At 34.3% G+C, this 15,967-nt stretch carries 12 protein-coding genes; 6 read left to right on the plus strand and 6 right to left on the minus strand.

Going from position 1 to position 15,967, the window contains the following annotated elements; all coding sequences use genetic code 11:
* The first annotated feature begins 73 nt into the window (after window positions 1-73).
* The 4 genes from B3P23_RS17130 to B3P23_RS17145 all read left to right on the plus strand — a co-directional run bounded on the left by B3P23_RS17130 (window position 74) and on the right by B3P23_RS17145 (window position 7,498).
* Window positions 74-844, plus strand: coding sequence for a succinate dehydrogenase cytochrome b subunit (locus tag B3P23_RS17130; protein ID WP_045754625.1), 771 nt, complete (start codon window positions 74-76; stop codon window positions 842-844).
* A gap of 53 nt (window positions 845-897) precedes the next feature.
* Window positions 898-2,832, plus strand: coding sequence for a fumarate reductase/succinate dehydrogenase flavoprotein subunit (locus B3P23_RS17135; protein WP_045754626.1), 1,935 nt, complete (start codon window positions 898-900; stop codon window positions 2,830-2,832).
* Window positions 2,833-2,894: 62 nt separating this feature from the next.
* A complete protein-coding gene (locus tag B3P23_RS17140) occupies window positions 2,895-3,656 on the plus strand; it encodes a succinate dehydrogenase/fumarate reductase iron-sulfur subunit (RefSeq protein ID WP_045755610.1) in 762 nt (253 codons plus the stop codon).
* A 98-nt stretch (window positions 3,657-3,754) separates the two neighbouring features.
* Window positions 3,755-7,498: a sensor histidine kinase gene (locus tag B3P23_RS17145; RefSeq protein WP_260947285.1), complete on the plus strand. Its 3,744-nt coding sequence runs from the start codon at window positions 3,755-3,757 to the stop codon at window positions 7,496-7,498.
* A 150-nt stretch (window positions 7,499-7,648) separates the two neighbouring features.
* Here B3P23_RS17145 and B3P23_RS17150 read toward each other — a convergent pair whose 3' ends face one another.
* The 3 genes from B3P23_RS17150 to B3P23_RS17160 all read right to left on the minus strand — a co-directional run bounded on the left by B3P23_RS17150 (window position 7,649) and on the right by B3P23_RS17160 (window position 9,889).
* A complete protein-coding gene (locus tag B3P23_RS17150) occupies window positions 7,649-8,575 on the minus strand; it encodes a hypothetical protein (protein ID WP_045755612.1) in 927 nt (308 codons plus the stop codon).
* A gap of 172 nt (window positions 8,576-8,747) precedes the next feature.
* Window positions 8,748-9,131: a hypothetical protein gene (locus tag B3P23_RS17155; protein WP_293928398.1), complete on the minus strand. Its 384-nt coding sequence runs from the start codon at window positions 9,129-9,131 to the stop codon at window positions 8,748-8,750.
* Window positions 9,132-9,337: 206 nt separating this feature from the next.
* The gene (locus tag B3P23_RS17160; RefSeq protein WP_045755613.1) at window positions 9,338-9,889 is read right to left on the minus strand and encodes a lipocalin family protein; all 552 of its coding nucleotides are present in this window, start codon (window positions 9,887-9,889) and stop codon (window positions 9,338-9,340) included.
* 469 nt (window positions 9,890-10,358) lie between these two features.
* On the opposite strand from B3P23_RS17160, the gene B3P23_RS17165 reads away from it, so the two are divergent.
* On the plus strand, window positions 10,359-11,270 hold the full coding sequence (locus B3P23_RS17165) for a lysylphosphatidylglycerol synthase transmembrane domain-containing protein (protein WP_045754629.1): 912 nt from the start codon (window positions 10,359-10,361) through the stop codon (window positions 11,268-11,270).
* 11 nt (window positions 11,271-11,281) lie between these two features.
* Window positions 11,282-11,989 (plus strand): SDR family NAD(P)-dependent oxidoreductase, encoded by a 708-nt coding sequence (locus tag B3P23_RS17170; protein WP_293928399.1) that lies wholly within the window; start codon window positions 11,282-11,284, stop codon window positions 11,987-11,989.
* 30 nt (window positions 11,990-12,019) lie between these two features.
* Here B3P23_RS17170 and B3P23_RS17175 read toward each other — a convergent pair whose 3' ends face one another.
* From B3P23_RS17175 to B3P23_RS17185, 3 genes are all read right to left on the minus strand, one after another.
* Window positions 12,020-13,300 (minus strand): glycoside hydrolase family 2 TIM barrel-domain containing protein, encoded by a 1,281-nt coding sequence (locus tag B3P23_RS17175; RefSeq protein WP_293928400.1) that lies wholly within the window; start codon window positions 13,298-13,300, stop codon window positions 12,020-12,022.
* 16 nt (window positions 13,301-13,316) lie between these two features.
* Complete coding sequence (locus tag B3P23_RS17180; protein WP_293928401.1) at window positions 13,317-14,225, minus strand: sugar-binding domain-containing protein; 909 nt, start codon at window positions 14,223-14,225, stop codon at window positions 13,317-13,319.
* Between the two features lie 237 nt (window positions 14,226-14,462).
* On the minus strand, window positions 14,463-15,827 hold the full coding sequence (locus B3P23_RS17185) for an alpha/beta hydrolase family protein (protein ID WP_293928402.1): 1,365 nt from the start codon (window positions 15,825-15,827) through the stop codon (window positions 14,463-14,465).
* Between the last annotated feature and the right edge of the window lie 140 nt (window positions 15,828-15,967).

Here is a 15,967-nt window from a genome sequence, read left to right on the forward strand (position 1 = left end):
TTTCTTGTCAAAATTGTATCATATTTAATATCAAATAGTAGATTTGCCTAATTAAATTAAATTACAAAGGATAATGAGTAAATCAAAGCCAGTTTTAAGTTCTTCAATCGGGAAGAAGCTAATCATGAGCTTAACGGGACTTTTTTTATGTATGTTCCTAATCGTTCACTTGATTGGAAACTTGCAGTTATTTAAAGATGACGCGGGTTTAGCGTTCAACAAGTACGCTTATTTCATGACGCATTTTACCCCTATTAAGGTTGTGTCTTATTTATTGTATGCATCAGTAATCATTCACGTGATCTATGCAATCGTGATTTCATTAAAAAATAAGGCTGCACGTCCGATTGGGTATGCATCTTATGATGGAAGCGCAAACAGCAAGTGGAATTCACGTAACATGGGGATTTTAGGTACTGTTATTTTGGTATTCTTGGCGACGCACATGTCAAATTTTTGGTGGAAATACCATAATGACCAAACACCTTACATCGAGTATCGTACAGATCTATCGACAGGTGTTACTACACATCAAGAAATCCAAGCTGCAGATTTTCATGATTATTCTATCGTTTCTGAAAATGGTGTTGAAATTGTGAAAGCACGTGACTTGTATAAACAAGTTGATTATGCTTTCAAGAATGTTGGTTTGGTTGCTTTGTATGTCATTGCGATGGCTGCTTTAGCATTCCACTTAATCCACGGTTTTCAATCTGCTTTCCAAACAGTTGGATTCAATCACAAAAGATACATTGGATTGGTTCAATTTATTGGTGTATGGGTTTTTGGTGTAATTATTCCAATCCTATTTGCAGCAATGCCATTATATTTCTATTTCCGTTAACAATATTTTAGGATAGTGCTATAAGGCACGATCTAATAAATAAAATATAAGATATGTTAGATTCAAAAGTACCTGCGGGGCCATTGGCTCAAAAATGGTCAAAACATAAATTTGAAATGAAGCTGGTTAACCCTGCTAACAAACGTAAATTTACAATTATCGTTGTTGGTACAGGATTGGCAGGAGCTTCTGCAGCTGCCTCTTTAGCAGAATTGGGTTACAATGTAAAAACTTTCTGTTATCAAGATTCACCTCGTCGCGCACACTCTATCGCAGCTCAAGGTGGTATCAATGCGGCAAAAGATTATCAGAATGACGGTGACTCTGTTTTCCGTTTATTCTATGATACGATCAAAGGTGGTGATTACCGTGCTCGCGAAGCAAATGTGTACCGCTTAGCTGAGGTATCTACTAATATCATCGATCAATGTGTTGCGCAGGGTGTTCCTTTCGCTCGCGAATACGGTGGTTTATTGGATAATCGTTCCTTTGGTGGTGCACAAGTATCGCGTACTTTCTACGCTCGTGGTCAAACTGGACAACAATTATTATTAGGTGCATATTCGGCTTTAAACCGTCAGATACATAAAGGTAAAGTGAAATCATACACTCGTCATGAGATGCTTGACCTTGTTAAAATTGATGGACAGGCTCGTGGTATCGTAACTCGTGACTTAGTTACTGGTAAAATCGAATCACATGAAGGTCATGCAGTATTATTATGTACTGGTGGATACGGTAACGTATTCTTCCTTTCTACTAATGCTATGGGATGTAATGTAACGGCTGCTTGGAGAGCGCACAAACGTGGTGCTTTATTTGCAAATCCATGTTATACCCAAATTCACCCAACATGTATTCCTGTTACTGGCGATCACCAGTCCAAATTAACGTTGATGTCAGAATCATTGCGTAATGATGGTCGTGTGTGGGTTCCTAGAACAGTTGAATTGGCACAAAAACTTCAAAAAGGAGAATTAAAGGCTGTTGATATCAAAGAAGAAGATAGAGATTACTTCTTAGAACGTAAGTATCCATCATTTGGTAACTTAGTCCCTCGTGACGTTGCTTCTCGTAATGCTAAAGAAGCAGTTGATGAAGGACGTGGTGTTGGTAAAACAGGTGTTGCTGTATTCTTAGACTTTGCCGAAGCAATCGGTCGTTTGGGAGAAGATACTGTACGTGAAAAATATGGTAACTTATTTGATATGTACTATCAAATTACAGATGAGAATCCTTACAAACAACCGATGCGTATCTACCCTGCTGTTCACTATACAATGGGTGGTGTATGGGTTGATTATAATTTAATGACTACTGTCCCTGGATTATATGCATTAGGAGAGTGTAATTTCTCTGATCACGGAGCTAACCGTTTAGGTGCTTCTGCTTTAATGCAAGGATTATCGGATGGCTACTTTGTGATTCCTTATACTGTTGGAGATTATCTTGCAAACTTAGGTTCTTTTGCTCCTGTTGATAAAAATCATCCTGCATTTGAAGAAACTCGCAAAGAGGTTGAAACACGAATCAATGCATTATTAGCCTTAAATGGTACTAAAACTGTAGATGATCTTCATAAAGAATTAGGTTTGATCATGTGGGAATACTGTGGTATGGCCCGTACTGCTGAAGGTTTAACTAAAGCTAAAGGATTGATTCAAAACTTGAAAAAAGAATTCTGGTCAAATGCAAAGGTACTAGGTGAAAATGAAGAGTTAAACATGTCGCTGGAAAAAGCTGGTCGTGTTGCTGATTTCATCGAATTGGGTGAGTTAATGGTTGATGATGCATTAAACCGCAGAGAATCTTGTGGTGGTCACTTCCGTTTAGAGTCGCAAACAGAAGAGGGTGAGGCTCTACGTATTGACGAAGAGTTTACTTATGTGTCTGCTTGGGAATTTAAAGGTGAAAATCAACCTGAGGTTCTTCATAAAGAAGAGTTAGTTTTCGAAAACGTTAAATTAACACAAAGAAGTTATAAATAATATCATTGACTACTATTATAGTAGTCAATGATAGACTCAATATTATTATTATGAGTGCACATATGAATTTAACGCTAAAAGTTTGGCGTCAAAAAAACGATAAATCAAAAGGTCAATTCGTAACTGTACAAGCAAATGATATCGCCGATGATATGTCATTCTTAGAAATGCTTGATATCGTAAATGATGAATTGACTCGTAAAGGCGAAGATCCTATTTACTTTGATCATGACTGTCGTGAAGGGATTTGCGGAATGTGTTCATTAGTGATCAACGGACGTCCTCACGGACCGAAATATGGTATCACTACTTGTCAATTGCACATGCGTTCATTCCATGATGGACAAACAATTGTTATTGAACCTTGGAGAGCTGCTGCGTTCCCTGTATTGAAAGATTTAGCGGTAGATCGTACTGCATTTGACCGTATTCAACAAGCTGGTGGTTATACCAATGTAAATACGGGTGGTGCACAGGATGCTAATAACATTTTGATTCCAAAACGTATTGCAGATGAGGCTTTCGAATCAGCGACTTGTATCGGTTGTGGTGCTTGTGTTGCTGCTTGTAAGAATGCATCAGCGATGTTATTCGTTTCAGCAAAGATATCTCAATTCGCTTTATTACCTCAAGGTCAAACGGAACGTTATGAGCGTGCTCAGGCGATGGTTGATCAAATGGATGCAGAAGGTTTTGGTAACTGTACTAATACTGGTGCTTGTGAAGCAGAATGTCCTAAAGGTATCAAATTAACAAATATTGCTCGAATGAATCGTGAGTACTTGGGTGCAAAACTTTTCAGAGAGGAAGATATCCACGGATAATAAAATATCCTTTTATAGATAAGTCCTTACAAATCTTTTTGTAAGGACTTTTTTTATATATTTATATATTCATTCATTCTCAATTTACAGATTATATAGTGCCAGTATCCTCTAAAATAAGACTTTTACTTATACTGCTGACGTTAAGCTTTATCGTTACTGCTATTACTTTACAACAATCGATCTCGAGTAAGGATATTCTAAACTTTGAAACAGCAAACCTTGAATCAAAAATTCATGAAAAGGAAGATTTGATTGAACACTTATTTGCAGATCCTATTGTTTTAAAAACGTTTAAAAATGCGGAGAAATATCCAGAACAATCTTACCATATCCTTGAAAAATATGATAAAGAGGAAGGGATCGCGCTCTTTATATTTAAAAATCATGAATTATTGCTGTGGAGTTCTAATATATTCGTACCGCTCACAGATGGTGGATTAAAAAATACCGTTAATTATATTACAACAAATGATCGAACATTCATTGTTAAGAAAAAGGAGATTGGCAATACGACCGTCTTGGCTTATGTGACGATCAAGAAATATTTTAATATCAATAATGAATATTTCACAAAAGCATTTTCACCCTTAATTTCTAAAAGTAATAATATTGAAATTGCAGATTATAACGATAGTGGAAATATTAAAAATATATACAGCAAGGATAAAACGTATCTGTTTTCCATTAAATTAAAATCGGGACAGGTTCAGAATTTATTTAGTGTCTTAAAAACGTTATCGTGGATTCTGGCAGCCATATGCTTTATAACGCTCATCCATAATATTGCGAATCTACTGGTTAATAATGGTAAAGTAATACTTGGAGTAATTTTATACTTTACAGCACTGGTGACATTACGTTTTATAGATCTTAACTCTGATTGGCTCAGTATTCATGCTAATCTAGGGATTTTCAATCCAAAAAATTATGCATATAACTATTTGTTTCCCAATATCTGGGGTTTACTGGTTACAACTTTCTTTATTTTCCTTTTTACCTTATTTTTATACAATATAAAAAGTAAATTTCTTTTTGCTGAATATATCAAAAGTAAATTTTTAAAGGTATGTTTTACCTTGTTTTCCATACTGAGCATATACTTCTTCTTTACTCTTCTTTATAGAACATTAGGTACCCTGGTTACACATTCTCCCACTACGGCTGTTGATTTTACTAAACTGGTTGAATTAAATACATTCACTTGGATTGATCTTTTTATCATGTGTTTCAGTTTGATGACGCTAACACTGTATATTGATATTGTGATTTCTACGATTAGAAAGCTTAAAATATCAGATACAGTACTTCTCAATATCCATCTGATTTCCCTTATCATATTTATTATCGTAGGCACTGTATTGAGAGAAAATAATGGATTGGTCAATATTTTACTTGCTGTAATTATACTGATACGCTCTTTCAATTCCTTATTAAAATCAAAATTCAAATTAGCAACTCATATCATCGTTATCATCCTTTTATCGATCATCTGCTCCGTTTATCATGGTCACTATTTTAAAATGAAAAAAGTGGATAATATGAAGCTTTTTATTAGTAATCTAGAAGCGGAGGATGACATTAATGCTATATCACTCTATACAGAAATTGAAAAAGATATACTGAAAGATGAACAGTTAAAACATTTATTCAAAATCAGTTTACCTAATACCAATACTCAAACCATAAATGAATATATCGAGCAAAAATATCTTGGTGGATACCTTTCAAGATATGAATTTATGGGATTCTACTATAATAATAATAAAGAACTTGCTCAGTATAAGAATAATAAAGTAGAAGAGTACAGGGAAAAGGTTATAAAAAATTCATTAAAAATAAGTAATAACTTCTATCGCTTGAATAGTGAGTTAGGAACACATGAGTATTTTTCAATCATAAACCTTCCTATAGATGCTCACAATACAGTCTCTCTCTACCTCAATCTAAAAAACAGGTCGTTTAATTATGCGTTACCTTATCCCGAAATACTGGTTGATTCGAGATTAAATAATATGGAGGTCGAATCATTTAGTAATAGCTCTATAGCACTCTATAAAGATGGAAATCTAGTCACCCAATATGGAAAATACAATTATCCAAGTCATGATCATGATTATCCTAAAAAAGTTGGTGAATATATTAATATGGATGGTAAGGACAACTATTTTCATGTGTTGTATAGACCTAATAGTCATACAACATTTTTGGTTAGCAATCCAAAAGAGACAGCTTGGGAATATTTGGCGACCGCTTCATTTTTATTTTTGGTCATATTTATCTTTTTTTCAATCTTTAATACGATCACTTATGGTTCAAATATTTTTAAAAACAAGTCGTTTAAAATTCGAAGTATTAAATATCATTATTTATATTTAGTCAATAGCATACAATATAGCTCTAGAATTCAAACGCTATTTATTTCTTCAATTATATTGGCAATTCTGATATCTGGTATCATATCGTTTGTCAGTATTAATATGCAATTAGCCTATAACAATACTTTGGAAAGAGAAAAAACGGTTACAGATATTAGTAAAAGGCTAGAAAGTATCATTAGTACCACAAATTCTGCTGAAGAAAGGGAGAATCGACTAATTTATTATTTGAAGTTATTATCCGAATCGCTATCAAAAGACTTCTCTCTGTACTCTAAATCGGGTCGTTTATTATACAGTTCGCAACCCAAGATTTATGACCTTAATATCTTATCAACCTTCATGAATCCGAATGCATTTAGAAAATTATCACTTTTAAAAAAATCAGAGACGATAGAGAAAGAAGGTGTAGGTGACTTTAGATATGAATCCAGTTATGCCACTATTAGAGATGAAAATTATGCGACTATTGCATACCTGGCTATTCCAAATTTCAATGCTCAAAAGGATGATAACTTAAATAAAAATCTTCTTTTAAATACACTTATCAATATTTATTCGCTGATTATTATTGGTTTTGGATTTTATGCAGCTTTCGTTGCTAATAAAATCACTGAACCACTAAGTTTAATTAGTAAAAAATTGGCGCAAACAAATTTGGGACAACAGAATGAACCTTTATTTTGGCAGCGAAATGATGAAATCGGCGCTCTCATCAAAGAATATAATCTCATGATATTAAAACTAGAGGATTATGCGAATAAAATAAAGGATAATGAAAGGGAATCTACTTGGAGAGAAATGGCACAACAGGTGGCTCATGAAATCAAAAATCCGCTAACTCCTATGAAGCTTGGTATTCAACAGCTAACCAAATCATACTATGACAATGATCCGAAATTTGAAGAACGATTTAAACGTATTTCAGCATCATTCATTGAGCAAATCAATAGTTTGACACATATTGCTAAAGAATTCTCGGCTTTTGCGAAACTGCCAGACACGAAATATGAGAAGATCAATTTATTGGAAAAAATAAATAAATCAATTGGAGTTTATATACAGAATCCGCAAGCTCAAATTAGATTAATGAATCAAACAAATGATGCCTATCTCTTTGTAGAAGGAGATCGAGATCAAATGATGAGAACTTTTAATAATCTTCTGAAAAATGCCATTGAAGCGGGTTTTGGTAAGAGAAAAATAAAAATTGATATTAGTATTACTGATGGTGATCGGGATGATTACATCATTAAAATAAAAGATAATGGATCAGGAATTCCTCAAGAAATGCGTTCTAAAATATTTGAGATTAATTTTACGACCAAGAGTTCTGGTACTGGACTAGGATTGGTGTTTGTTAAAAAAACAATTGAGGCAATGGGGGGAACAGTTCAATTTGAATCTATAGAGGAACATGGAACAACATTTCAAATTTCAATACCTAAATTTAAGCATATCTAATAAGAGGAAGTAAATATGCGCACTCGCTATTACCCTAGTTCAGATAAGCTATGGTTAGAAACAAAAGAGGAGCTCTTGTATTTGAGCTCCTCTTTTATTTCTGACCATATACCATCAAGGTACATCCTTAGATGGTATCTTTATTTTAGCCTATTTTAAGACCACTGTAGACCTTCCCATGATAGCGTTATCACAATATAAGAGTACTGTATAAGCTCCTTTTACAAACTTCTTATCATCATTCCAATACAACGCATATTCTTCTCCATGATTTGTAAATTCTAAATTGTGCTTAAAAGTATATTGAAGTTTCTCACCATGGGCAAAAAAGGTATTATTCTCATCATTAACAATTAAGTTTCCTTGTGGATCGATAACACGGACAAAAACATCTTTATTTCCAATCTTTGCAAGCGTATTGTCTGCAATTGTAAAATTGATGCTTAACTTATCTACTCTCTTTGCACGTTCTTCTACTTCTACTTTATTATTACGCTTTTCTTGAAGGCCAGATACTGAAATATTAGAAACCTTGAGAGCAGCAGCTACATTAACCTTTGAGGCTAATTTGCTATTTGAACTTTCTAGATTTGTAATTTTAGTCGAGGAGGCAGAAACTTCTTTTTGCAATAAACTGTTCTTTTCTGCCAAAATCTTATTTTCTTGGATTAAGCGATTGACATCTAATGTAAAATAGGCAACATCGCTTTTAAGTGATGTAATTGTTGACTGAGCAAAATCAATATCTGATTGAGATAATTCTTTTCTAGCTAATTTGGCTCGTAAATCAACAATTTTATTTCTTGCATCTTGCTCTTTTGCTATTAAAGGTGGAGATAACTGAACATTTTCAATTTTCATTTTATCTAGCTCTGCCTCGATACGATCAATTTCAACCTCAAGATTTTCCTTTTCAACGGTTAGTGCGTACACTTTTTCTCCTGAAGATTTAAACTTAACATAGAAATAAACGTTGGTAACAATAAGCGCAGCTATTGCTATTATAAAAAAATAAACTTTTGAGGTATTTTTCTTTATTTCTTCCTGTTTATTTCCCTTTACTAATTCAGTTTCCATTACACTTGAATTCCATTTTTTATTAGACTTATTGTATCGTCCTGTAGATACCATTGTACCACAAATATTATTCCAATTTCAAATTATGTAGCTATTAAAAAAATAATATGTTCTATTGCGATAGGTAGATAACAAGATCATAAAAATGACAGATGACATTTATCCATTATCTTTATTTCTTCATGATTTCTAAATCTATCATTACCAAGTTTTTAATCAATGTTTCCACATCGTTTTTTTTGGGATCATGAATTGTATAATGTCCTTTTTTAATGTCATTTTTTACTGGGCTTTGAGTAGAAGGTTCAGCATTTCTGTCATAAACTTTAACAACCGTGTGTCCAAATTTGATATTGTCCTTATCCAGCTTCAACAAACTCAACTGTTCCTCATCGATATCAATTACAACACCCTTTTCTAACTGTCCCTTACCACAAAATTCTACTTCTATTCCCAATGCGGCAAAGGTAAGTCTAATAAATTCCCGCACTGTAATGATAGACTCGGTCGCAACGACATCCTTGGTCTCCGTATCGTGATGAATATGTGGCTTCATTCTCTCCAGACTTAGATGAGATGTTAAATCGTATACATACAGTCGATTTTCTAAACCTAGGGCTATTCGAATAGCATCCCTTATAATTCCGTGAAATATAGATATTTCACTTGAATTGCTACTATTAAAATACATAAGATATACTATTTCAAACAAATAAAGCTATAGTTTCCTATAGCTTTAGCAATTTATATAAAAAAAATCTTTTAATTAACTCTAGAAAAAGTGAATACCAAGTAAGCTTCACCACTAGAAATGGTAACTGGCATACGCATCACTAATTTATTTGCATCTGAATAAGATAAATCCAAACGATAACCAGTGACTACATTTTTAGCTTTATCTCCAGCATAGATTTTTTTGAATTGAAATTGTGGTTCTCCATTATTCTTACCGGGATTGTAGATTGACCAAACTATATCTCTAGAAGCTCCTGGAGCACATAATTTACCATCTGCAGAGAAAGAAATATTTCCTTTCCCGTTACTTGGTAAAACCCATGTACTACCGATAAAACATTCTGCCGGTGCCTCTTCAAATACGCTTTTAATCGTATAAGAAGCAGGTAAATTTTCGCGGTCAATAGTATTTAATATCCAAGTTCCTTTAACAGCGCCTTTCCAGTCTGAAGCACTAGGACCTGAAGACATTGCAGTTGATGAAGAACTAGATGTTGCTCCTTTTGGCTGCATACTACAAGCCGAAAAAACAAACAAACTCAGCATAAGAGTTGTGATAGATAAAAGAACTCGATTCATATTCATTAATTTTATAGTTACTTATTGTATTTTTGCTGTAAATATAACAACAAATCATGATTGAGACATCCAAAAATCATACCATTAGTAAGATTGTAGCAAAATCACTATTACGTATCTTTGTTTTGCTTTTAGCTCTTGCATCTGTTCCTATCTTGTCAAATAAAGGAGCTCAATCTAGTTTAGATGCTAAACATATTGCTTTTCCCAATGAAATGGCTATTGTTGCGCCTGCACTACTTTTTATAATTTTCGTCGTACTACTTATATTCATGCTAAAAAACAAATATTTAAGAGTTGATATCAATTGGCAATTCTCTTTATGTACAATATTTCTACTGATATACTTAATTCTTTTATACTCCCGTATATACCCATTAGTAGCTTAATATAAATAATACGATAAGTTTAACCAAATTAATATCTTTGACAACTAATTTAGAAAGTCATTGCGTAGACTTCATAGCTAATGAATAAAAAATTACTCTGGAAAATAGTTAAGAATATCCTTAAAGTTGTTGTCACTATTGCTGCACTTTATTGGGTATTTAGTAAGGTTTCTATTGATGACTTAAAGGATGCAGTGGTCAATTCTAATCCGATTTTTCTTCTCCTCGCATTTTTAGCCTATGGAGCTTCAATTTTAATATCTTCTTCTCGATTACTTAGTTTCCTTAAAGCAATTGGACTAAATGTTTCGGAAAGATATAACCTCAAGCTCTATCAATTAGGCTTATTTTACAACCTATTTTTACCTGGAGGTGTCGGAGGAGATGGTTATAAAATATATTTTCTTCGTAAAAAATATAATATTAAGGGCCGAAAGCTATTAGGAGCATTATTCTTTGATCGTTTAAGTGGTCTTTGGGCGTTATGTCTTATTATTGCTGCACTGGTTATTTTTATGCCACAGCTAAATATCCCTAATTATTTAACGATTTCTGGATTTATCGCGGGTACAATACTCTACTATTTTATTGTTGGGAAATTTTTTCCTGATTTTAAATCAAATTTTATCAAAACGCACTGCAAAGCAATAGGTGTGCAGTCTATGCAGGTGTTGTCTGCGATAATGATTTTATATGCTTTGGGTTTTGAAGGCAAATTTTCGCCCTATTTGTTTCTCTTTCTTGCTTCGTCCTTAGTAGCAATCATCCCATTCTCTGTCGGAGGATTAGGTATGCGGGAGCTTGTATATATGTGGGGAGCCAATTTCTTTCATCTCGACTCGCATTTGGCCGTTTTGATTAGTTTATTGTTTTATATTATATCGGCAATTATGGCCTTTACAGGTTCATATTATATTTTTCATCCCTCGGCTTTAGGAACTGACAAACTGCCGTCTGTTAAAGAGGTAGAAGAATCTCAAAGTGAAGATTAAATTAAGAAATTATGGCAAATATTGTAATAACTGGCGCAAGCAGTGGTATTGGATTTGAAGCAGTATTAGATCTTACAGCTAAAAAAGAAAACAATGTCATCGCCCTAGCTAGATCGGCTGATAAATTAAAGCGATTGCACGAGATTGCATCGGATTTAAACTTTGATGGGGGCAATTTATATCCTGCTCAATTCGATATCGTATTTGATGATTACCAAACTTTGGTACCATTTATCAAATCAAAGTTTGACCATGTTGATATTCTGATCAACAATGCAGGTATATTGATCAATAAACCTTTTATGGATAGTTCACTGAAGGATATTGCATCTATGTTTCAAACGAATGTTCTGGCTCATGCCAATATGATTCAAAACATCGTTCCTTTAATGCCTGCAGGTTCCCATATCCTTAATATTGGAAGTATGGGTGGATTTCAGGGCTCATCCAAATTCAGCGGTTTGGCGGCCTACTCTTCTAGCAAAGCGGCATTGGCGGTATTAACAGAGTGTCTAGCAGAAGAATTTAAGACCATGGGTATCCGAGTCAATTGTCTTGCATTGGGTTCTGCACAAACAGAGATGTTTGAAACCGCTTTTCCTGGCGTAGAGGCGGGAAAACTGGCTTTTGAAATGGGCAGATATATTGCAGAGTTTGCTCAAAATGGACACCAATACTATAATGGTAAAATTTTGCCGGTGTCGTTAATGACGCCTTAAAATAATAAAAGGGTTTTGAAAGCCCTTTTATTATAATCCTATATGTTCATTTTTATTGTCAGTTGGGCCGTCTTTACTAATTGCCTTAGGATTTTGCTTCAAATAATGCCATGTGATTTTATCTTCCAATTGCGCCTCCCCTTTTGATGCCTTCACTTGAACGATATTGTCTCCCTCCCTTAATTTAACATTTTGAAAGATATAATGCACATCTGTTTCTCCCATAACATAGTTTTTGATCTCTACACCATTTACCCATAGCGTTGGTGTTCCGATATTGGAATAAACAGTTATGGGTGTAACCTCATTGGCTCTTTCCACAACACGACGTTGAGTCAGGTAAAGTACCGGTTGTTTGCTCCAGTTAGCTTTATACCAATAAAATGGATCTTTTTTTAATTTTCTATCGAATGTAACTAATCCTTTATAGTTTCTCGGTTCAACATTTAACGCGGTTATTGGTGTAGCAAAATCAAATGTATTCCAGAGATAGGAAGCTAGAAAGATGGGATGCCTCTTTATCGTTCCCCAATGTATTTCATGAAACTTGGTTGAAAATTCTTCAGGAAAAAATGCAGGATTTGCCCATTGGTTACCGACATCTCCAACAACCTCTTGCTGGTGGTTGGGATTTGCTTCGGCTCCATATTCTGAAAAAATTATTTTATAATCTTTAAAATCTTTTGAAATTTGATCCGCCCACTTATTTACATCACGGATAACACCATTGTACCATCCAAAATAATGGTTGATACCCTGTACATCTGCGTTATTGTTTACAGCATGATTAATGACATTATAACCACTCACTTGAACCGTATAGCGATATGGATCTTCTGTTTTAGCCAAGTCATTCAATTTTGTTGTTAATTCTATGGTATAAGCATTGGGTGTATAAACTTCGTTGTGTAATCCCCAGATATAAATAGAGGGATGATTATAATTTTGCCTAATAAGTTCTGTCAACTGCTGCTTAGCATTTGCTTCTTCTAATGTTGTTACACGATTGACAAATGGAATTTCTGCCCAAACAATAAAACCTATACTATCGCATTTTGCATAAAAATAATCCGATTGTTGATAATGAGCTAATCGAATAGTGGTTGCTCCCATTTCTTTTATAATAGCCAAATCTTCATCATGATCTGCATTTGATAGAGCAGAGCCCTTTCCCCATCGATCTTGATGACGTGTCACACCATACATCGGATATTTAACACCGTTTAAAAAGAAGCCTTCTCCTGTACGCAGTTCAAATTTGCGAATTCCCAATGGCTGAACCACTTCATCAAGAATAATATTTCCATCCATAATCTGTGTGACTACCTTATACAAATAGGGATCGTCTAAGCCTTGCCATACGTGGATTTGTTATTCTAATATCTTGAACGACCTCTTGTCTTCCCTGCGGAAGTAAGCGATGTTTTTTTACACCTTTTACTTTTACTGCTCCACCCTGCTCAAAAATCGTTGATACGATTTGCACATCTCGCATTTCTGGAGTTTTATTTTCTAATTTAACCTTTAAAGTGATATCAGCACTTTTCTTATTTACTTCCTTTTGACTGATATATATCCCGGAAGAAGCATAATCTGAAACTGCAATATTGATTTTGTCTGTTACAATGAGTTGTACAGGTCTATAGATACCTCCATACATAGGAAATAAAGTATGATTAACAGGAATTACTTGTGGAGTCGCTTCATTGCTTACTTTAACAAGAATCTCATTCTCCACTCCGAATTTCAGCATATTGGTCAACTCCAACACAAAGGCCGAATAACCACCTTGATGCCGACCAACAATTTGATAATTGCCATTAATCACTGAACCATCATACACCATATTACCTTTCTCCTTCTTTACGGGTAATGGTGAATTATTAAGATAAACTTCGGTATTGGTATTGACACCTTCAAATTTTATAAAAACTCGCTTTCCATCCCATGAGGATTCAGGAACAAAAGTTTTGCGATAATAAGCATCTCCCACATAAAATTTTTCATTAGATGTAAATCGATCATTGCGAACCTGCATGTCTTTTGCATTCCATGTATGTGGCACGGTAATAGATTGCCAAGGGCCTGAGAAAATAGTCCCATATTGTAATACATCGCTAGTGAAGGGACCTTTTTTAAAAGCCCATTCCTGATTAAAAGGTATGATTTCTCTTGCAGAAACTATAGCGGCTAAAATTGTTAAGAAAGTTAAAGTAATAACTGCCTTGAAATTCATAATATATTATTAAAGGTTTTTATTAAATCTTTTTCCATCTTATATGGAGCAAGTGTATAGACAAAGATATAAACCTAATTGAATTGCAAAGAAAAGTTATAGAGGCGGAAATATACTAAAATGTATTGTAGAGACCACATAAAGGGGCTTCTATATTCGAAAATAGCAATTTACAACGTTATCGTATTTTTAATAAATTTGATGGGATGTCACTCAAATAATACATTCAGTCGTCCATTAACCTAAACCGTGAATCCATTTTACAATATCTAATAAAACTTCATTATTTATCGTTTCACTGATTTGTTCATATTCAGACACTGCGCCAGTATTTGCTTTTTGAAATAAGTGATTTAAACCTTCATACTCTTTTAAAACAGTTTTCGGATTAGCGGGTAAGTTCGATTTCAAACTCTTTAAATTTTGTTCAGCTGGTACTTGCACATCAAGACTGCCAAATGCGGCATAAACAGGTACTGTGATCTTCTTAATAAAAGGAACCGGATCTATGCGCATGAAATACCGATAAGATGGTAACAAAAGTGTCTCAAGCTCGAATTTGCTCGCGGAGTTCAATTGTGCGGGATCAATTTTCATGTTATCAAGAATCATTGCCATCGCTTCATGGTGAGGTTTCTTACTCTTAACAATTTCAAAATTCTTTCTATTGATTTCCTGCGCATGAGCTAAAGCGAGATCTGTCATACCAGCGACCTTGCCTATACGATATAATTGGGAGATCATCAACGAATCAATTGGTATCGCTGGTCCTGCTAAAGAAACTATAAATGAAAGCGATGGAAGCTTTTGCCCTGCTAATAACTCGGCTATTAAACCTCCTTCACTATGTCCAATAATACCAATTTTACTGGGATCGACATTAGGTCTCTTCTTTAAAAAATCTATCGCAGCCATAGCATCTTTACTGAAATTCTCGATGGTCCCATTTATAAAACTTCCTTTTGAAAGTCCAACACCACGATCATCATATCGAAGTACAACAATATTGTTTTTTGTTAAAAAATCCGATAATATACGAAATGGTTCATGTCCCATTAGCGTCTCATTCCGATCTTGAGGACCACTTCCTGTCACTAAAACAACTGCCGCAAACTTACCTTTCTGCCTTGGAGAGGTCAAAGTACCGCTAAGAAGCACATCATCATATTTATTCCTAAAATTGACATCTACAGTATCATAATCGTAAGGGGGTGTTACGCGTTGTGATTTAATTACCTGAGTAACCGTGGGGGTTTTTCCTTTTTTGGAAAGATCTAATTTGGCTCGAAATGCCCCTTGTTGAAATTCTCCGCCTATCAGATCATCCTTTTCCATTTTACCAATATACGTGATACCGCCTTGAATAATAACTTCGATGCCAGTGCCACTTATATGAGCTTGTGCAGGGATTCCAAAGGCTCCTTGATCGGGACTATCTGCTTTAGCTTTCCATAGACCTCCTTCTTGCGACAAATGAATAACAAAATTCAAATTTGAATTGCCAACTTTTAGAATTCCTGTCCAACTTCCAGCAAAATTTTGAGAATAAACAGTTATTGTACTCAACAATAAAAGCAATAAACTAATTATATCTTTAACCATTCTTTGTAATAAAATATGAATAAAGTAGATGAAACTACTTTTACTAACAGAACTAATACCAAAATCAAGCCATGATAATGCTTTATTAAAATATACGATCAATATGAAATGCTGGGACGGGGAAACGCAAGACCTGTATG

The sequence above is a fragment of the Sphingobacterium sp. UBA6320 genome (assembly GCF_002440335.1).
Lineage (GTDB): Bacteria > Bacteroidota > Bacteroidia > Sphingobacteriales > Sphingobacteriaceae > Sphingobacterium.